18 protein-coding genes are annotated in these 17,250 nt (G+C 69.8%); 4 read left to right on the top strand and 14 right to left on the bottom strand.

Features of this window, described 5'->3' with window-relative positions:
- Nucleotides 1-30 precede the first annotated feature (30 nt).
- The 4 genes from BV908_RS11290 to BV908_RS11275 all read right to left on the bottom strand — a co-directional run bounded on the left by BV908_RS11290 (nucleotide 31) and on the right by BV908_RS11275 (nucleotide 4,043).
- Entirely contained in the window at nucleotides 31-288 is a 258-nt protein-coding gene (locus BV908_RS11290) for an acyl-CoA-binding protein (RefSeq protein WP_088887754.1), read from the bottom strand.
- Between the two features lie 84 nt (nucleotides 289-372).
- Nucleotides 373-1,473, bottom strand: a complete 1,101-nt coding sequence (locus BV908_RS11285) for a M14 family metallopeptidase (protein ID WP_103738179.1) — start codon at nucleotides 1,471-1,473, stop codon at nucleotides 373-375.
- A gap of 100 nt (nucleotides 1,474-1,573) precedes the next feature.
- Complete coding sequence (locus BV908_RS11280) at nucleotides 1,574-2,779, bottom strand: M20 aminoacylase family protein (protein WP_012655485.1); 1,206 nt, start codon at nucleotides 2,777-2,779, stop codon at nucleotides 1,574-1,576.
- A 115-nt stretch (nucleotides 2,780-2,894) separates the two neighbouring features.
- Nucleotides 2,895-4,043, bottom strand: a complete 1,149-nt coding sequence (locus tag BV908_RS11275) for an ABC transporter substrate-binding protein (protein ID WP_103738178.1) — start codon at nucleotides 4,041-4,043, stop codon at nucleotides 2,895-2,897.
- 163 nt (nucleotides 4,044-4,206) lie between these two features.
- On the opposite strand from BV908_RS11275, the gene BV908_RS11270 reads away from it, so the two are divergent.
- Entirely contained in the window at nucleotides 4,207-6,231 is a 2,025-nt protein-coding gene (locus tag BV908_RS11270; protein ID WP_103738177.1) for a molybdopterin oxidoreductase family protein, read from the top strand.
- 64 nt (nucleotides 6,232-6,295) lie between these two features.
- On the opposite strand, the gene BV908_RS11265 is transcribed toward BV908_RS11270, so the two are convergent.
- Together BV908_RS11265 and BV908_RS11260 are read right to left on the bottom strand one after the other, a co-directional pair.
- A complete protein-coding gene (locus BV908_RS11265) occupies nucleotides 6,296-7,264 on the bottom strand; it encodes a tripartite tricarboxylate transporter substrate binding protein (RefSeq protein ID WP_103738176.1) in 969 nt (322 codons plus the stop codon).
- 76 nt (nucleotides 7,265-7,340) lie between these two features.
- The gene (locus BV908_RS11260; protein WP_011803909.1) at nucleotides 7,341-8,324 is read right to left on the bottom strand and encodes a fumarylacetoacetate hydrolase family protein; all 984 of its coding nucleotides are present in this window, start codon (nucleotides 8,322-8,324) and stop codon (nucleotides 7,341-7,343) included.
- 115 nt (nucleotides 8,325-8,439) lie between these two features.
- Here BV908_RS11260 and BV908_RS11255 point away from each other — a divergent pair, with 115 nt between their 5' ends.
- From BV908_RS11255 to BV908_RS11245, 3 genes are all read left to right on the top strand, one after another.
- Complete coding sequence (locus tag BV908_RS11255; protein WP_103738175.1) at nucleotides 8,440-9,228, top strand: IclR family transcriptional regulator; 789 nt, start codon at nucleotides 8,440-8,442, stop codon at nucleotides 9,226-9,228.
- A gap of 4 nt (nucleotides 9,229-9,232) precedes the next feature.
- On the top strand, nucleotides 9,233-10,459 hold the full coding sequence (locus tag BV908_RS11250; protein WP_103738174.1) for a DUF3108 domain-containing protein: 1,227 nt from the start codon (nucleotides 9,233-9,235) through the stop codon (nucleotides 10,457-10,459).
- Nucleotides 10,460-10,635: 176 nt separating this feature from the next.
- The gene (locus BV908_RS11245; RefSeq protein ID WP_011803906.1) at nucleotides 10,636-10,926 is read left to right on the top strand and encodes a DUF3567 domain-containing protein; all 291 of its coding nucleotides are present in this window, start codon (nucleotides 10,636-10,638) and stop codon (nucleotides 10,924-10,926) included.
- A 234-nt stretch (nucleotides 10,927-11,160) separates the two neighbouring features.
- Here the strand turns inward: BV908_RS11245 and BV908_RS11240 are convergent, their stop codons facing one another.
- The 8 genes from BV908_RS11240 to narJ all read right to left on the bottom strand — a co-directional run bounded on the left by BV908_RS11240 (nucleotide 11,161) and on the right by narJ (nucleotide 17,232).
- Nucleotides 11,161-11,706: a hemerythrin domain-containing protein gene (locus tag BV908_RS11240; protein WP_103738173.1), complete on the bottom strand. Its 546-nt coding sequence runs from the start codon at nucleotides 11,704-11,706 to the stop codon at nucleotides 11,161-11,163.
- Between the two features lie 4 nt (nucleotides 11,707-11,710).
- Nucleotides 11,711-12,136, bottom strand: coding sequence for a ribonucleotide reductase subunit alpha (locus BV908_RS11235; protein WP_103738172.1), 426 nt, complete (start codon nucleotides 12,134-12,136; stop codon nucleotides 11,711-11,713).
- On the bottom strand, nucleotides 12,137-12,799 hold the full coding sequence (locus tag BV908_RS11230) for a nitroreductase family protein (RefSeq protein ID WP_011803903.1): 663 nt from the start codon (nucleotides 12,797-12,799) through the stop codon (nucleotides 12,137-12,139).
- A gap of 5 nt (nucleotides 12,800-12,804) precedes the next feature.
- Nucleotides 12,805-14,139 (bottom strand): NnrS family protein, encoded by a 1,335-nt coding sequence (locus BV908_RS11225; RefSeq protein ID WP_103738171.1) that lies wholly within the window; start codon nucleotides 14,137-14,139, stop codon nucleotides 12,805-12,807.
- A gap of 36 nt (nucleotides 14,140-14,175) precedes the next feature.
- Entirely contained in the window at nucleotides 14,176-14,853 is a 678-nt protein-coding gene (locus tag BV908_RS11220) for a carbonic anhydrase (RefSeq protein ID WP_011803901.1), read from the bottom strand.
- Between the two features lie 21 nt (nucleotides 14,854-14,874).
- A complete protein-coding gene (locus tag BV908_RS11215) occupies nucleotides 14,875-15,711 on the bottom strand; it encodes a peptidylprolyl isomerase (protein WP_103738170.1) in 837 nt (278 codons plus the stop codon).
- A 91-nt stretch (nucleotides 15,712-15,802) separates the two neighbouring features.
- On the bottom strand, nucleotides 15,803-16,537 hold the full coding sequence (narI, locus tag BV908_RS11210) for a respiratory nitrate reductase subunit gamma (protein WP_012655473.1): 735 nt from the start codon (nucleotides 16,535-16,537) through the stop codon (nucleotides 15,803-15,805).
- Nucleotides 16,534-17,232, bottom strand: coding sequence for a nitrate reductase molybdenum cofactor assembly chaperone (narJ, locus tag BV908_RS11205; protein ID WP_012655472.1), 699 nt, complete (start codon nucleotides 17,230-17,232; stop codon nucleotides 16,534-16,536). The genes narI and narJ overlap by 4 nt, the downstream gene beginning before the upstream one ends.
- Nucleotides 17,233-17,250: the final 18 nt, after the last annotated feature.

The following is a 17,250-nucleotide window of genomic DNA, read 5'->3' as shown; positions in this document are numbered from 1 at the left end:
TTGGCCCGCACGCTGGCGGGCCCACAGCGCTCAGCCGCGCAGGGATTCGATCAAGTCGATGTACTGCTGCTTGGCCTCGTCGCTGGACGTGCCCTTGAGCTTTTCCCAGGCGTCCCACTTGGCGCGCCCCACGATGTCAGAAAAGCTCGGCTTCTTCTCGGCGTTGTCGCCGGCGGTGGCCTGCTTGTACAACGCATAGATCTTCAGCAGCGTCGGGTTGTCGGGGCGCTCGCTGAGGTTCTTGGAATTGGCCACGGCGGCCTCGAAGGTGGCGTTCAGATCGGACATGGAGTGTCTCCGGTTCAGGGTTGGTATCGCCGCACAGTGTAGTCAAAACACGAACGACCGTTCTTTTTTAAAGCCACGCAAGGGTCACGCCATGCACAGCCCATCCACGGCCTGGAACAGCACCTGCCGCGCCTGGCTGATCACCTGGCCCTTCCAGGCGTCGGTGTCGGTGTAGAAGGCCTCGCGCATCTGGGCATGGACCCGCGCGGCCAGGGCGGGCGATGCCTCGGGATGCCGGTGCAGCCAATGGTCCGCCCGCAGCGCCTGCAGCACGGCGGGCGCGGGCTGCGTGCCGAACTCCAGCGTGAGGGCCGTGACCTCCGCCTGCGGGCACTCGTCATAGGCGCTGTGGCACATCAGCCCCGTGAGCGGCGCAGAGGTGGAGGAGCCGTCTTCGGTGGACGTGACCGGCGTGGCGCCACCCCCGTCCCACCAGCGGCGCGCACGCGCCAGGGCCTGCGCCTCGTCGCGCCCCGCATGGATGCGCTCGCCATGGCCGCTCGGCCCCAGGCCCGTGTGCAGGTCCACCCAGGCGATGCGTTCGGCGCGCGCGCCCTCGCGGCGCAGCACGGCGCGCAACGTGCGGTTGCTCCAGGTGGGCGCCGTGCCGCCGAAGTACAGGCCGTCCGGGTGCTGGTACTGCCCGCGGGTGATCGCCGCCTGCAGCGCCTGCAAGCCGTGCGCATTCAGCAGATCGAGCAAGGCCTGCGTATTGGCCTCGCCGGGCGGCCATTCGGGCGGCAACAAAACGGGGTGCAGCGCACTGTAGGCGGGGTTGGCCGGCAACGGCTGGCTGAAGTCCACGAAGTTGCGATTCAGGTCCACGTTTTCGTGTGTCACGCGGCGCAGGTGGGCGAAGCCGTACGGGTTGAGCGCATGCAGGTAGAGCACGGCCACACGCTGCGCCCGTGCCTTGGCGCGCCACTCGCCATCCTGCAGCGCGAACACCTGCACGCCACTGCCGCACAAGCCCTCCACGCCGTGGCAGCCGCTGCTCACGATGAGCAGACGGGGCGCGTCAAGCGGCCCATCCCGCACCATGTCCAGCGCCAGCGTCTCGCCGTTGGGGCCGCACAGCGGATGCACCTGCGGCTGCAGCGCCAGACCGGCCACCGCCGCGGCGCCAACAAATTGGGCCCGCGCCTGTGCGTAACTTGCGGCGAACGCCTGCGGGATACCGATCATCGAAACCCCCTTTGGACATGTAAAAAAGGCCCCACCGCGCAACGGTGGAGCCTGGGCATGTCAGCCGTGTGAATGCCGCCTCACGGGGACCCGGAACCTCTCAGGCCGTGGGCTGTGCCAGCCACTGGCGCGCCAGTTCCACCCAGTAGGTGCCGCCCAGCGGAATCAGCGCATCGTTGAAGTCGTAGCTGGGGTTGTGCAGCGTGCAGGGACCGCCGCCGTGGCCCATGGCGCGGTGGTCGCCGTCGCCGTTGGCGATGAACACATAGGCGCCCGGCTTGGCCTGCAGCATGAAGGAAAAATCCTCCGCGCCGCCAGTGGGCTCCTGCGCCAGCACCTTGTCTTCACCCACGATGCCCACCATCACCTGGCGCGCGAACTCGGCCTCGGCCGGCGAGTTGATGGTGGGGGGGTAATTGCGCACGAACTCGAATTCGCAGCGCGCCTCGAACGCGGCGCAGGTGTGCTCGGCCACCTGCCGCATGCGGCGCTCGATCATGTCCAGCAGCTCGGTGGAGAAGGTGCGCACCGTGCCCTGCAGCTCGCAGCTGTCGGGCACTACGTTGGTGGCCTCGCCGGCGTGGATCATCGTCACCGAGATCACGCCCGCCTCGATGGGCTTCTTGTTGCGGCTGATGATGTTCTGGAACGCCTGCACCATCTGGCAGGCCACGGGCACGGGGTCGATGCCCATGTGCGGCATGGCGCCGTGGCTGCCCTTGCCGCGGATGGTGATCTTGAACTCATTGCTTGACGCCATCACCGGGCCGGGGCTCACGGCAAAGCTGCCGGCCGGCATGCCCGGCCAGTTGTGCATGCCGAACACCGCCTGCATGGGGAACCGCTCAAACAGGCCGTCCTTGATCATCTCGCGTGCGCCGCCGCCGCCCTCTTCCGCGGGCTGGAAGATCAAATACACGGTGCCGTCGAAGTCGCGGTGCTTGGAGAAATACTGCGCCGCCGCCAACAGCATGGCGGTGTGGCCGTCGTGGCCGCAGGCGTGCATCCGACCCTGGTGCTTGCTCGCATGGGCGAAGGTGTTGAACTCCTGCATGGGCAGGGCGTCGATGTCTGCGCGCAGGCCCACGGCGCGGCCGCAGGCACCGCCGTCACGGCCGTGCACGATGCCCACCACACCGGTGGTGCCCAGGCCGCGGTGGATGGGGATGCCCCATTCGGTGAGCTTGGCCGCGATCACGTCGGCCGTGCGTACCTCCTGAAAGCACAGTTCGGGATGGGCATGGATGTCGCGCCGCACCTCGGCGATGGCGGCCGCTTCGCGGGCGATGGAGTCGATGATGTTCATGGGGATCGGGCCTGTCGTCCTGGGAATGCCACAGTCTAGCCGTGCTCCCCGATCCGCGCCGAAGCGGGCCCGAAGCCCCTGCGACCCGCCGATGGCGCCGGCGGGCGAGGAGCGCTCAGGTGCGCACGCGGCCGTCGCCGGTGAGCATGGACATCTCCACGAAGCGCGAGCCCTCATGGTCGGACGGGCTGAAGTTGACCGTAAAGCCGCCCACCGAACCGCGCAGGGATTCCAGCCCCGCCACCAGGCTCTCGCGCGTGAGCTTGCCGCTGGCGTGCGCCTGCGCGTTGCGCAGCCCCTCGATGAAGACGCGCGCGGCCAGGTAGCCCTCCATGCTGGAGTAGTTGGCCTGCACGTTGCCGCCCTTCTTGATGGCCTCTTGGAATTCACGCGTGATCTGGCGCGACTGTTGGTAGGGCGAAGGCACCACCTGCGACACCACCACGCCCGCGCCGTTGGCGCCCAGCGCATCCGCCAGCGCCTGCGTGCCCACGAAGGACACGTTGTAGAACTTGCCGCCGTATCCCGCCTTGCGCGCGGCCAGCACGAACGCCGCACTGGCGGCATAGGCACCGATCTGCACGATGGCCACGGGCTGCGCCGCCACCAGCGGCGCCACGGCAGCCGTCACGTTGGCGGAGTTGCGCGCCACCGTGCCGGTCGCCACGGGCGCCAGCTTGCGCGTGGCCAGTGCACGGGTCACGGCGTCCAGGCCAGCCTTGCCATAGGCGTCGTCCTGGTAGAAGACGCCGATGCGGTCCAGCCCCAGGTTGGTGAGCTGGCGCACGATGAGCTCGGCCTCGTCCGCGTAGGAGGCGCGCACGTGGAAGGCCAGGCGGTTGAGCGGCTGGCGCAGGGATTCCGCGCCGGTGACGGGCGCGAAGAATGGCACCTTGGCCTGCGTGAACAGTGGTTGCGCGGCCAGGCTGGTGGGCGTGCCCACGTAGCCAAAGAGGGCCAGCACGTCCTCATTGATCAGGCGGCGCGTGTTCTCGGCGCAGCGGTCGGGCTCGTAGCCGTCGTCCAGCAAGCGCAGCTCGATGGTGCGCCGCCCGATGCCACCCTGGGCGTTGACCTGGTCGAACGCCAGCTTGGCACCCGCCTGGAACTGCAGGCCCAATTGGCTGGCAGCCCCGGTCAGGGCCGCGGATTGGCCCAGCACAATGCGCGTCTCGCTCTGCGCGCGCGTCAGGGATGCGCCGGTCAGCAGGGCCGCGCCCATCCCTGCCGAGAATTGCCGGCGGCTCAACCGCGTTGAATGCATAGAAAACCCTCAGAGTAAACCATTATTGAAATAAATAAGGCACTGCGTTAAACGGAGTGCCCGGCGCGAAGTTTACCGAAGCCCGTTTCCCCCGGTCCATCCCTCACCAAAGTCCCCACACACGCTCCCCACTCCCGTCCCCGACGCTTCGGCCACCCACCAGGTGCGCGGCGCCTGCCCCCACGACTGCCCCGACACTTGCGCCCTGATCACCACCGTGGAGAACGGCCGCGCCGTGCGCGTACAAGGCAACCCGGCGCATGCACAGACCGGCGGCGTGCTGTGCGCCAAGGTGTCGAAGTACGCCGAGCGCACCCACCATGCCGAGCGCATCCTCACGCCACTCAAACGCACGGGCCCCAAGGGCAGCGGGCAGTTCACCCCGGTGAGCTGGGACGAAGCGCTGGGGGACATCGCGGCGCGCCTGGCGCACATCGCCGCGCGCGACCCCCAGGCCATCCAGCCTTACAGCTACGCCGGCACCATGGGCCTGGTGCAGGGCGAGAGCATGGACCGGCGCTTCTTCCACCGCCTGGGCGCGTCGCTGCTGGCGCGCACCATCTGCGCCACGGCCGGCGGCGAAGGCCTGGTGCACACGCTGGGTGCCAAGGTGGGAATGAAGGTGGAGTTCTTCGCCGGGGCCCAGCTCATCCTGATCTGGGGCAGCAACTCCATCGGCAGCAACCTGCATTTTTGGCGCATCGCGCAGCAGGCCAAGCGCGACGGCGCCCGCCTGGTCTGCATCGACCCGCGCAAGAGCGAGACGGCCGAGAAATGCCATGAGCACCTGCAGCTGCGCCCGGGGACCGACGCCGCGCTGGCCCTGGCGCTGATGCACGAACTGATCGTGCACGACTGGCTGGACCACGACTACCTCGCCCGGCACACGCTGGGCTGGGAGCAACTGCGCGAGCGCGCCCTGCAGTGGCCGCCCGAGCGCGCGGCCGAGGTCTGCGGCCTGCCCGTGGAGCAGATCCGCCGGCTGGCGCACGACTACGGCACCACGCGGCCCGCCGCCATCCGCCTGAACTACGGCGTGCAGCGCGCGCACGGCGGCGCCAACGCGGTGCGCGCCATCGCCAGCCTACCGGCACTCACGGGCGCCTGGCGCCACCGCGCGGGCGGCGTGCTGCTGTCCAGCTCCGGCAGCTTCCCCGTGGACCGGGCCGCGCTGCAGCGCCCCGACCTGCTGGCGGGCCGCAGCCCGCGCACCATCAACATGGTGACCATCGGCGACGACCTGCTGCGCGACGCATCGCCCAGCTTCGGGCCGAAGATCGAGGCACTGGTGGTCTACAACAGCAACCCCGTGGCCGTGGCGCCCGACTCCCGCCAAGTGGTGCGCGGCTTTGCGCGCGAGGACCTGTTCACCGTGGTGCTGGAGCACTTCCAGACCGACACGGCCGACTACGCCGACTACATCCTGCCCGCGACCACGCAGTTGGAGCACTGGGACGTGCACCTGGCCTACGGCCACACCGACGTGCTGCTCAACCGGCCCGCGATTGCGCCCCAGGGCCAGGCGCGCAGCAATGCGCAGATCTTCCGCGACCTGGCCGCGCGCATGGGCTTCACCGAACCCTGCTTTGCCGACAGCGACGAGGCACTGTGCCGCCAGGCCTATGGCGACCAGGTGGACTTCGATCTGCTGCTGGAACAGGGCTTCGCGCCCCTGTCCGTGCCCGATGCGCCATTCGCCGACGGCGGCTTTCCCACGCCCTCGGGCCAATGCGAGTTTTACAGCCAGCGGCTGGCCGACCAGGGGCTGGATCCGCTGCCGGGCTACGTGCCCAACCACGAGGGCGCGGGCACCTCGGCCGACTACCCGCTGGCCATGATCTCGCCGCCGGCGCGCAACTTCCTCAACTCCACCTTCGTGAACCTGCAGAGCCTGCGCGACATCGAAGGCCGCCCGCTGCTGGAGATCCACCCCGAAGATGCCGCGGCGCGCGGCATTGCCGACGGCGCCCTGGTGCGCGTGTTCAACGACCGCGGCAGCTACGCCTGCCACGCCGCGCTCAACGGACGCGCCCGTCCCGGCGTGGTGAACGGCCTGGGCGTGTGGTGGCGCAAGCTGGGCCACAACGGCACCAACGTGAACGAACTGACCAGCCAGGCCCTGACCGACCTGGGCGCGGGGCCCACGTTCTACGACTGCCGGGTGCAGGTGGAGCCGCTGGCCTCATAACTATCAAAAAGTGAGCTGATAGCGCTTGACTGTCAAGCGCTACAGCCACTTTTGGCACCAAACTTCAATCCAGCTTCACGCCCGTGGCGGCAATGATCGGCCCCCAGCGCCGCGCCTCGGCGCGGGCCAGCGCGTGGAACTGCTCGGGCGTGCCGGCCAGCGGTTCCATGCCAAAGGCCCGCATGCGCTCCACCACCTCGGGCGCGGCCAACGCCTGGTTCAGCGCGGCATTCAGCCGCGCGGTGATGGCCGGCGGCAGCCCGGCCGGGCCCAGCAGGCCCTGAAACGCATAGACCTCGGCATCGGCCACGCCCACCTCTGCCAGCGTGGGCACGTGCGGCAGCGCGGCCGCACGCCGGGCGGCGCCGATGGCCAGGGCACGCACCTTGCCCGACTGGATCACCGGCAGGCCGGCCGCAAGGTCCAGGAACATGCAGGGCACCTGGCCACCCATCACGTCCTGCACCGCCGGGGCCGCGCCGCGATAGGGAATGTGCGTAAGGAACGTCTGTGTGCGGTGCTTGAACAACTCCATCGCCAGGTGGTGCGGCGAGCCGTTGCCGGGCGAGGCGTAGTTCACCTGGCCGGGGTGGGCCTTCACGTGGGCCAGGAAATCCTGGAAGGTCTGCGCCGCGAACGCCGGATTCACCACCAGCACCAGAGGAAAGCGCGACAGCCCGCCGATGTACGTGAAGTCCTTGTCCGGGTGGAAGGGCAGCCGGCGGTACAGGTGCTCGTTGTAGGCCAGCAGCGCGTTGTCCGCCGACATGACGGTGTAGCCGTCCGGCTTGGCGGTGGCGACGATCTGGCTGCCGATGTTGGTGGACGCGCCAGGCCGGTTGTCCACCACGATCTGCTGGCCCAGCCCGCCGCGCATGGCCTCGGCCACGGTGCGCGCCAGCACGTCGGTGCCGCCGCCCGCCGGGTAGGGCACCACCCAGCGGATGGGTTGGCTGGGATAGCCCGTGTCGGCGCGTGTCCACGGCGCCGCCGCCGTGGCGGCACAGGCCGCCAGGAAGGTTCTGCGTTCCATCGGTTGTCTCCTTGCTCTTTTATTAATAGCTGCTCGCGCTTGATGGACGAGCGCTACGACCCAAAACGACCTCAAACTACTGCGGCGCGGCAATGGTCTGGTCAATGGCGCCGAACAGGCTCTGGCCGGCCTTGTTCTTCATCTCGATGCGGATGGTGTCGCCATAGCGCATGAACTCGGTGCTGGGCTGGCCGTCCTGGATGGTCTCGATGCAGCGCTTTTCGGCAATGCAGCTGTAGCCCTTGGCCCAGTCCTTGTTGCTCACCGTGCCGCTGCCCACGATGGAGCCGGCGCGCACGTTGCGTGTCTTGGCGATGTGCGCGATGAGCTGGCCGAAGTGGAAGGTCATCTCCGGCCCCGCGTCGCACATCCCCACCTTGCGGCCGTTCCAGGTGGACTGCAGCGTGAGGTGCACGCGCCCACCCTGCCAGGCGTCGCCCAGCTCGTCCAGCGTCACCGCCACGGGGCTGAAGGCCGTCGCCGGCTTGGACTGGAAGAAACCGAAGCCCTTGGCCAGCTCCGCCGGGATCAGGTTGCGCAGGCTGACGTCGTTGGCCAGCATCACCAGGCGGATGCCGTCCAGGGCCTGCTCCGGGCTGGCGCCCATCTTCACGTCGCCAGTGACGACGGCGATCTCGGCCTCGAAGTCGATGCCCATGGCCTCGCTGGGCACCACCACGTCGTCGCAGGGGCCGATGAAGTCGTCGCTGCCGCCCTGGTACATGAGCGGATCGGTGTAGAAGCTGGCGGGCACCTCGGCATTGCGCGCCTTGCGCACCAGCTCCACGTGGTTGATGTAGGCCGAGCCGTCCGCCCACTGGTAGGCGCGCGGCAGCGGCGCCATGCACTGCTGCGGATCGAAGGGGAACGGATGGCGCGCGCGGCCGGCATTGAGCTGGTCATACAGGTCCTGCAACTGGGGCGCCATGAAGTTCCAGTCGTCCAGCACCTGCTGCAGGCGGCTGGCAATGCCGGTCGCATAATGGGCCGTGCCCAGATCGCGCGACACCACGACAAGCTGGCCGTCGCGCGATCCGTCTTTGTAGGTAGCAAGTTTCATGGGCCTGGGTCTCCGGGTGAATGCATCGCCTGCGCCGCGCGAGCCCTCTCGCCTGGCACAAATTACGATCCAGTAAATTGATTTAACTAAACAAAACTCCAAAATTCTAGTGCAGATGGACAAGGAACGCGTCGGCATTCAGTCGGTGGAGGTGGGGTTCGCGCTGCTGGACGCGCTGTCGCGCGCCCGCGGGCCGCTGATGCTCAAGGACCTGGCGCAGGAGGCCGGCATGAGCGCGGCCAAGGCCCACCGCTACCTGGTGAGCTTTCAGCGCCTGGGCCTGGTGGTGCAGGACGCCCGCAACGCCCGTTACGACCTGGGCCCTGCGGCACTCAAGTTAGGGCTTGCTTCGCTGGCACGCCTCGATGCCATGCGGCTGGCGCGCGAGCGCATGGCGCCACTCATGGATGCGCTGGGCCACACGCTGGCGCTGGCCGTCTGGGGCAACCATGGACCGACCATCGTGCACTGGGAGGAGGCGCCACGCGCGCTCACGGCCAACCTGCGCCTGGGCGACGTGATGCCGCTGCTCAGCTCCGCCACGGGCCGCTGCTTTGCCGCTTACCTGCCACGCGAGAAGACCGCCGCGCTGCTGGCCGAGGAACTCGCGCTCGCCACCCGCCAGGGCCGCGCCGACCTGCCGCACGACGAGGCCGGCGTGCAGGCACTGCTGCACGAGGTGCGCGAGCGCCGCTGCGCGCGGGTGCTGGACACGCTGCTGCCGGGCATCCACGCTTTCTGCGCGCCCGTGTTCGACGCCGGCGGCCACCTGGCCCTGGCCATCACCACGCTGGGCCCCGCCGCCACGTTCGATGCCGCCTGGGGCGGCGCGATAGAGGCCCCGCTGCGCGCCGCGGCGGAGCAGCTCTCGCGCGACCTGGGTCACGCCGCCACACCCGGCTGAACGCATGCCGCGCCGCGCCCTGCTGCTGCTGACCGCCGTGGTACTGGCCCTGCACTGGCTGGTGCTGGTCGGGTTGCCGCGGGGCGGCACGGACCAGGGCGCGCCGCAGCGGCTGGCCTTCCATACGCGGATGGTGGAGCCCCCGCCTCCACCGCCGCCTCCCCCGGAACCCCAGGCCGCGCCAGTGCCGCCGCCGGCCCCCAAGCCGCGCCCCCGTCCCGTGCGCAAGCCACCACCGCCGCCCGTGGAGGCACCGCCCCCCACGCGGCACGCCGAGCCCGCACCTGTCATGGAAGCGCCCGCGCAAACCGCACCGTCGCCCGCGGAGTCCCCTGCCGAGGTGCCGGCCGATTCCTCCACCCCACCCCCCGAAGTGCCGGCGGACGCCGCGGCGTCCCAGGCACCCTCCGCCCCCCTCTCCCCGGCCAGCGATCCGGCCATGCCCGCAATGGCCGAAGCCTCCAGCGCGTCCGCGCCAGCCGCCGCCGCATCGCAGCCGGCGCAGGAGGCGCCCGCGTTGACCGCGGGCGTGGAAATCCTGCCCCCCGGCGCCGCGGGTGCCGTGGCCGGCACCGAACCGCCCCCGGTACGCCTGCCGCCCTCGGCGCGGCTGGCGTTCGACGTGACGGGCGAGGTGAAGAAGTTCCGCTACAACGCCAGCGCCGCACTGCTGTGGCGCCAGGACGGTACGCAGTACGAGGCGCGCCAGCAGATCAAGGCCTTCCTGCTGGGCGCGCGCTCGCAAAGCAGCGTGGGCCAAATCACGCCGCAAGGACTGCGCCCCACGCGCTTCGGCGACAAGTCGCGCAGCGAGCGCGCAGCGCATTTCGACTTCGAGCGCGGCGAGGTGATCTTCAGCGCCAACGCCCCGCGCGCGGCCATCGGCAGCGGCGCCCAGGACCGGCTGAGCGTGTTCATCCAGCTGGGCGCCCTGCTGGCCGCCGCTCCCGAACGCTATCCCCCCGGCACCCGGATCACGCTGACCACCGTGGGTGCGCGCAGCGCCGAGCGCTGGACCTTCACCGTGGAAGGGCCGCAAACGCTGGAGCTGCCCGCCGGCAGCACGCCCGCGCTCAAGCTGCAGCGCCTGCCCCGCCCCGACCAGCGCTACGACCAGAAGGCCGAACTCTGGCTGGGCACGGACATGGGCTATCTGCCGGTGCGCATCCGCCTCACGCAGGCCAACGGCGACTTCGCCGACCTGTCCCTGAGCCATCACGACACGCCCTGATGCCGGCATTTGCCGCGGGCGGCGGGCGCGTTCCGGCGTGGGACAAGGCCGCGACAGCGCACGAAGGCCGCCACGGCCCCTTTTCCGTGGAATACTGGTCCCAGCGGCGGGGCGCTGGGCCTTGAACTCTGCCGATCCGCTGCAATCTGACAGGCATACCGATAGGGGGACACGCCATGAATATGCTCTACGACTCCGACTCCTTTGTGGTGGTCCACATGCTGGCAGACGCAACCCCCGACAGCGCCAGCGACGCCGCCACGCCCGCCGTTCCACAACTGGTGCGCCATGGCTTCGAGATCGTGGACAAGCGCTCCGGCAAGGAGGTGTACCTGGATGGCTCCTGGGCCGAAATGTTCCAGCAGCAGATCCTGGCCTGGCAGCGCAACACGCCCACCCAGGAAGAGGTGGAGGACACGCTGGATGGCTATGTCGGGCTCGCGCAGAACCCGGTGATCGTGCACTGACGCGGCACCAGAGTTTCGGGGGCCAGGCCCCCGTTGCGGTCCGCCCCCGGCGGGTCGCCCCCGGCGGGTCGCCGCCCCGTGAGGGGCACAGCGCGCCGTGGCCTAGGCCACGGCGCCTTCTTTTTGGAGGCCGCGCGCTGACGAACAGCGGCGCGCAGCCGCCCGTCCGATCCAGATGAAAATTGGCTCTAGCGCTTATCCATCAAGCGGTAGCAGCTCATATTTCAATAGCAATCAACGCACGCCGCGGCGACGCGCCATCTCCTGCCCCATGGACTGCTGTGCGGGGTCGTCCAGCAGCGCGCGCGCGGCGGGATAGATGCGGTCGTCTTCATGGCGCAGGTGATCGTCGTAGCACTGCGCAAACCGGTCCAAGGCCGTCTCGTGCTGCGGCGTGAACGCCTGCACGGCCCCGTCGGCCAGCGCCTGCAACCCCACGCGCGCGGCAGCCCAGCGTTCGGCCATCAGCACATGGTCCCGCTGCAGCTGGCGCACCAGGTCCTTCAGCGCGGCGTCGCCACCGGCCAGCAGGGGCGGGAAGACGTGGAGTTCCTCGTCCTCGTGGTGCAGCGGGGCGGCGATGTCGAAATAGCGCAGCACGTCGCGCGCCGCCTGGCGGGCGGAGTCATCGCAGGCGTGCGTCTTGAGGTAGTCGCGCAGGCGCTGCAGCAGGTCCAGCGAGCGGCGTACGCGGTCATGGCAGGCGCCCAGCATCTCGAACGGCTCGTCAAAGCCCGCGCCTGGCGTGTGCAGACCGGGCAGGGACACACGGCTGGCCATGGCGTCAGCCCAGCCGCACGGGCTGGCCGTCGCGGTTGAAGGGCAGATAGGCGCTGAAAGCGCCCGTTTTCACGGCCTCCACCATGCGGCGCAGCACCTTGTCGGCGTCGTCGTCGGACGGCGCATGCGCCGCCGTGCCCGACAGCGCCGCGGTGAACACCAGGCGCCAGGGCTGGCCCGGCTGCTCGAACTGCTGCGACTCGCGCACCAGCGCGTCAAACGACTCCAACTCCTCGGGCAGCTTGTCCACGCACATCAGCGGCACCAGCACCCCGCCCTCGCCCTGCGCGAAGCGCTCGCGCTGCTCCCGCGTGGCCTCGTCGGGCAGCTCTGCACCGGCAAACACGAACAGCAGGCGCTGGCGCTCGCGGTGGCTGCGCGCAGCGCGCAGCAGGTCGTCAAAACTGTTGATCTCGGTTTTCACTTGCATTCATTCCCCTTGTTGCGGCCAAGGCTGCACGCCCCGGCCGGGCACCAGCGTGCCCACATACTGCGCCGGCACGGGCCGCGCGCGCACGGGCTTGCGCGACACGACCGTTCCCACGCTCACGAAACACAGCGCGCGCTCGCCTTCGCCCAGCGCGAACAGCCCGCGCAGCGCCTGCGACTGCAGCGCCTTGCCGCTGGTGAGCGCCGAGCCAAAACCCAGCGCGGTCGCCATGAGCAGCAGGTTCTGCACCGCGCAACCCGCGGACACCAGCCGCTCACTGGGTGCGATCTCGGGATCGCCCCCGCATTCGTCCACCACCACCAGCAGCAGCACGGGCGCGCGCAGGGCCTTCTCGCGCGCCTGCTCCTGCTGCTCGGGCGTGGCCTGCGCGTCGCGCTCGCGCAGCGCATCGGCAAACGCCTGGCCCAGCGCCGCGCGGGCCGCGTCGGGCACCAAGACAAACCGCCAGGGCAGCAGACAGCCATGGTCCGGCGCATGCGCGGCCGCGGCCAAAATGGCCTGCAGCTGCGCGGCGTCCGGCCCCGGCGCGCCCAGCCGCTTGGGCAGGATGGTCTGGCGCGCCTGCAGCAGCGCGGCGGCCAGTTCCGCCGTGGCGGCTGCATTGTTCAAGGCCTGTGGAGGCACCGGTCTCTCCTGTTCCATGGCATTCACCCCGGCCGGCCATCGGCGCGCAGCCGGCCATACCAGCCGATGAGGCGTAGGCCCCACACCGCCATGATGCCAGCCCACAGCAGGGCCGCGACGCCCAACAGCACGGGCGACCAGGGCAATGGCGCGCTGGCCGCCAGCCGCACCACGGTCGCCAGTTGCAGCACCCAGAACAGCGTCCAGACCAGGCGGTCCGCCACCAGCGCGCGGCCGCCATGGCCGCAGGACACGCGCGTGACCATGGCGAGCATGAGCGAGCCCAGGCACCCCATGGTGAGCGCATGCAGCGCGCCCAGTTCCCCGGCAGCGCTGCCGTAGAGACCCTGCACCCCGTGCGCCAAGCCATGGCCCACAAAGGCCAGCCCCAGCCAGATGAAGCCGATGTGCAGCATGGCCAGCAGGCGCTGCGCCAAGCTCTGCAGCAGGCCCCAGCGGTAGGCCAGCCACAGCAGCACGGCCCCCACCGACAACTCCAGCGCGCCACGCACCAGCAGCCCGCCCGTGTCGAGCGCGGGCGCCCAGCCAAGCCACGGCAGCCAGACGGCGAGCGCCTCGGCCACCACCGCGGCAAGCATCAACCACAGGACCCAGAAAGGGCGCCATGCCTGCACCATGGGCAGCACGGCCGAGGTGAAGAAAGGAATCATGCGGTGGGCCACCACCACGAAGACCGCGGCCACGACCCCCCACAGCCCGGTCAGCACCCAGGCACGCGCCAGGTCGCCACGGCCGCCGGCCAGGCTCAGCCCCAGCGCCGCGATGCACACGCAGCCCACCAGGCAGGCCGCGGCAATGGCGCGCGCATGCAAACGGTCCTGCAGCGTGCTGCGCTGGACCAGGCGGATGAAAAGCACCGTCATCCATGCCAATCCCAGGAACGCGACAGCGCAGCCGGCGAGCGCAACCAACAGCCCGCAGGAACCGCCGGCGAGCCACACCAGCCAGCCGCCGGCCTGCAGCAGCAGGGACGGCATGACGCGGGAAACCGGCCAGGGCTCGACATGCAGCCACTTGGGTCCCGCGGTGAAAAGATAGCCGGCGAAAAACAGCGGCATGAAGCCAAACGTCATCACCGCCGCGTGCACCAGCGACGGCGCCACACCGTATGGCAATGCCAGCGCCCCGCTCACGCGGTCGATCTGCACCAGAGCCCACCACAGGCCCGAGGCCATGAGCAGCAGCATCGCCAGGAAGAACCCCAGCCGGTGCGGCGCCAGCATGAGGTAGCGCGGCCGCCAGCGCCGGTCCAGCCGCGCCAGCGCCTCGGCCGAGGGCCGGCCCGGCGCGGCGGGCTCACTGCGCAGGGGCACGGTGCGGCGCCGCACTTCAGTCATGGGCGTGGGCCTCGCCCAGTGTGGCCAGCGTGCACCTCAGTCCACCAGCACTTGCCCATCATGTTCCACATACGGCGCATACGGGCCCGTGCCGCTGCTCTTGGCCTTGGACGCCGCCACGAAGCCGCCCGTGGCCACGTCGAACACGTGGACCTCGCCCTCCTCGATCACGTAGTGCCAGCCATGCAGCGCAATGCTGCCGTCCTCGACGCGGCGGCGCACCATGGGGTACTCCATGAGGCGTTCCAGTTGCAGCACCACGGCGCGCTGTTCGGTGCGGCGCAGGGCTTCGGGGCCGGGCTGCACGGGCAGCGCGGCCTCGCGGCCCAGGTCCAGCCAGCGCTGCAGGTTGCGCGCCTCGGGCGAGACCTCGCCATACAGGGCCTTGATGGCGCCGCAGTGGCTGTGGCCGCACACGACGATGCGGCTCACATGCAGTTCGAGCACCGCGAACTCGATGGCGGCGGCCGTGCCGTGATGGCCGTAGGAGCCGTCGTAGGGCGGCACGAAGGCCCCCACGTTGCGCACCAGGAACAGCTCGCCCGGTCCTGCCCCCGTCAGCAGGTAGGGCAGCAAACGAGAATCCGAGCACCCGATGAACAGGGTCGTCGGGTGTTGCCCCTCGTCCACGAGCGTCTGGAATTGCTCGCGGTATTGGGGGAAGGCATCCAGATGGAAGCGGCGCAGCCGTTGCAGCAGCTCGTCGTCAGGCATGGGTGTCTCCCCTGCCTGGCGCTACTGCACCAGCGGCGTATCGGCCGCATCGAGGTGCACGCCCTCGACCTCGGCCTCGCCCGCCAGCAACTGCAGGTACTGGCGCAATGCGTTGACCCAGGCCTGCTGGCGCAGCATGAGCGCCACGCTGGCGCGCACCTGCTCGAAGGGCAGCTCCTGGCCCGGCTGGCGCTCGCACACCTCGACCACGTGCAGGCCGAAGCGGCTGTGCACCAGGCGCGAGAGCACGCCCACTTCCTGCGTGCCGAACACCTCGCGCGCGAACTCGGGCGCGCAGTCCTCGGCCGACAGCCAGCCCAGATCGCCGCCCTCCTGGCCGCTGGGGCAGTTGGACCACTGGCCCGCCGCGGCGGCAAAGCGCGCGCCGTCATCGTCAGCGCAACGCAGGTCCAGCAACACGCCTTCGGCGCGCTGGCGCAGCAGCTTCACATCCACCCCCGGGGTGACCGCGAACAGCACGTGGCGCATCCGCACGCGCTCGCCCTGTCCGCCCAGCGTCGGGTGGGCGGCGTGGTAGCGGCGGCAGGCCTCCTCGGAGGGCTCGGGCACTTGCAGGGCCTGGTCGAGCAGGCGCTCGATGGCCTGCGATGCCTCGGCGCTGGTGGCGCCGTCCAGGCCCGGCGCGTCGTCTTGCGACAACAGCCCCTCGCGCTGCGCCTGCTGGCGCAGCAGTTCGGTGCAGGCGCGCTGGCGCAGTGCATCGGGCGGCAGGATCTCGCCGTCGGCGTGCAAAGGCACGCCATTGATGCGGGCCACCGGGGCGGCGTCTTCCTGTGGGAGGTTGTCGGCGCTGCCGGCGCAGCCGCAGCCGCCCGATCCGCAGGTGGTGTTGCTCATGGGGTTCTCCTGGAGGCTGGGAGGCCGAAAGCCGATTTCAAGCGAAATTGGCCTCCAGCCCGCTACCAGCAAGCGCTGGTAGCTATTTACTTCATAGCGCGTTGCGATTGCCCGGCTGGTTGTGGCCTGCGGGCAGGTTCATGCGGCGGGCGCGCACCAGTTGGTACGGGCGCGTGATGTAGGCCAGTGTGCCAAACCCGCTCCACACGTGCACCAGGCGGGTGAACGGGAAGATCAGGAACACGGTCATGCCCAGGAACATGTGCGCCTTGAATACCCAGCCGGCATTGGCCAGCAGTTCCACGGCACCGCCGCGGAAGGTGACGATGCGTTGCGCCCATTCGGCCAGCAGCATCATCATGGAGCCGTCCAGGTGCTGCGCCGACAGCGGAATGGTCGCCAGGCCCAGGGCCAACTGCACCCACAGCACCCACAGCAGCAGGATGTCGCTGGTCTTGGAGGTGGCGCGGATACGCGCATCCGTCAGGCGGCGGTGCAGCAGCAGCGTCACCCCGATGAAGCCCAGGGTGCCGGCGACGCCGCCCACAACCATGGCCATGATCTGCTTGGCGCCTGCGCTCATGAAGGGCTCGTACAGCGCGTGCGGCGTGAGCATGCCCACGAAGTGGCCGAAGAACAGGACCAGCACGCCCACGTGGAACAGGTTGCTGCCCCAGCGCAGGCTGCCGCGGCGCAGCAGCTGCGAGGAGTCGCTCTTCCATGTGTACTGGTCGCGGTCGAAACGCGCCCAGCTGCCGATGAAGAAAACGGCCAGACAGATGTAGGGGTACAGGCCGAACAAGAGGTTGTCGATCCAGGCGGTCATACCGAGGCTCCTTGGGACGAGTTGGTGCGTGCGTTGCGCACGAAATGCAGGGGTTGGGGCTGGTCCGGGCGGTTCTGGCCGCGGGTGGCGCAGCCGTCGAATGCCTCGGGCTCGGCCCAGGCGTCGTCCAGGCCCGGCTCGGGCGCGATGGCGACGGCCTGCACGCGCTGGCCGGCGACTTCGAGCACCGCCGCGATCACGCAGGCGTAGGGGTTGCCCTTGCTGGTCAGCGCGGTGAACAGCGCATTGAGGATGTGCGCCATCTCGCCGAGGAATTCGCGCGCCACGGCCGGCGGCTGGGTGGAGGCGAACTCCAGCACCACCGCCAGATGGTCGGGCAGTTCCTGCGCATCGAACTGCAGGCCCGCCTTCTCGTAGGTCTGCATCAGGTCGATGAGCGCGGGGCCGCGCTCGCGCGAGTCGCCGTGCACGTGCTCGAACAGGTGCAGCGAGGTCTGGCGGCCGCGGTCGAAGGTGTCGACGTAGCGCGCCTCGGCCTCGTAGGGCTCCATGGCACACAGTTGGCGGCACAGGGCTTCGATCTCCTGCATGCGCGCCTCGGGCAGGGCGCGCTCCAGCCGCAACGCGTCCAGCAGTGCCGGCGCGTTCGCACGCAGCGCGGCATCGGGATAGCCCAGCAGGTGCGCCAGCGCACGCAGCGTCAGGCGCAGGGATTCAGGCGTTTTCTGGAACATGGCAGTTCTTCCTTTCGC

Source organism: Diaphorobacter sp. LR2014-1 (genome assembly GCF_002916785.1).
In the GTDB taxonomy this organism is placed as follows: Bacteria; Pseudomonadota; Gammaproteobacteria; order Burkholderiales; family Burkholderiaceae_C; genus Diaphorobacter; species Diaphorobacter nitroreducens.
Note: the sequence above shows the minus strand (reverse complement) of the source record. Positions and strands in the feature narration are given on the sequence as shown.

Excerpts from the sequence above, each read along its gene's own strand:
- BV908_RS11290 (WP_088887754.1), bottom strand. The coding sequence starts at position 288 with ATGTCCGATCTGAACGCCACCTTCGAGGCCGCCGTGGCCAATTCCAAG.
- BV908_RS11285 (WP_103738179.1), bottom strand. The coding sequence starts at position 1,473 with ATGATCGGTATCCCGCAGGCGTTCGCCGCAAGTTACGCACAGGCGCGG.
- BV908_RS11280 (WP_012655485.1), bottom strand. The coding sequence starts at position 2,779 with ATGAACATCATCGACTCCATCGCCCGCGAAGCGGCCGCCATCGCCGAG.
- BV908_RS11275 (WP_103738178.1), bottom strand. The coding sequence starts at position 4,043 with ATGCATTCAACGCGGTTGAGCCGCCGGCAATTCTCGGCAGGGATGGGC.
- BV908_RS11265 (WP_103738176.1), bottom strand. The coding sequence starts at position 7,264 with ATGGAACGCAGAACCTTCCTGGCGGCCTGTGCCGCCACGGCGGCGGCG.
- BV908_RS11260 (WP_011803909.1), bottom strand. The coding sequence starts at position 8,324 with ATGAAACTTGCTACCTACAAAGACGGATCGCGCGACGGCCAGCTTGTC.
- BV908_RS11255 (WP_103738175.1), top strand. The coding sequence starts at position 8,440 with ATGGACAAGGAACGCGTCGGCATTCAGTCGGTGGAGGTGGGGTTCGCG.
- BV908_RS11250 (WP_103738174.1), top strand. The coding sequence starts at position 9,233 with ATGCCGCGCCGCGCCCTGCTGCTGCTGACCGCCGTGGTACTGGCCCTG.
- BV908_RS11245 (WP_011803906.1), top strand. The coding sequence starts at position 10,636 with ATGAATATGCTCTACGACTCCGACTCCTTTGTGGTGGTCCACATGCTG.
- BV908_RS11240 (WP_103738173.1), bottom strand. The coding sequence starts at position 11,706 with ATGGCCAGCCGTGTGTCCCTGCCCGGTCTGCACACGCCAGGCGCGGGC.
- BV908_RS11235 (WP_103738172.1), bottom strand. The coding sequence starts at position 12,136 with ATGCAAGTGAAAACCGAGATCAACAGTTTTGACGACCTGCTGCGCGCT.
- BV908_RS11230 (WP_011803903.1), bottom strand. The coding sequence starts at position 12,799 with ATGGAACAGGAGAGACCGGTGCCTCCACAGGCCTTGAACAATGCAGCC.
- BV908_RS11225 (WP_103738171.1), bottom strand. The coding sequence starts at position 14,139 with ATGACTGAAGTGCGGCGCCGCACCGTGCCCCTGCGCAGTGAGCCCGCC.
- BV908_RS11220 (WP_011803901.1), bottom strand. The coding sequence starts at position 14,853 with ATGCCTGACGACGAGCTGCTGCAACGGCTGCGCCGCTTCCATCTGGAT.
- BV908_RS11215 (WP_103738170.1), bottom strand. The coding sequence starts at position 15,711 with ATGAGCAACACCACCTGCGGATCGGGCGGCTGCGGCTGCGCCGGCAGC.
- narI (WP_012655473.1), bottom strand. The coding sequence starts at position 16,537 with ATGACCGCCTGGATCGACAACCTCTTGTTCGGCCTGTACCCCTACATC.
- narJ (WP_012655472.1), bottom strand. The coding sequence starts at position 17,232 with ATGTTCCAGAAAACGCCTGAATCCCTGCGCCTGACGCTGCGTGCGCTG.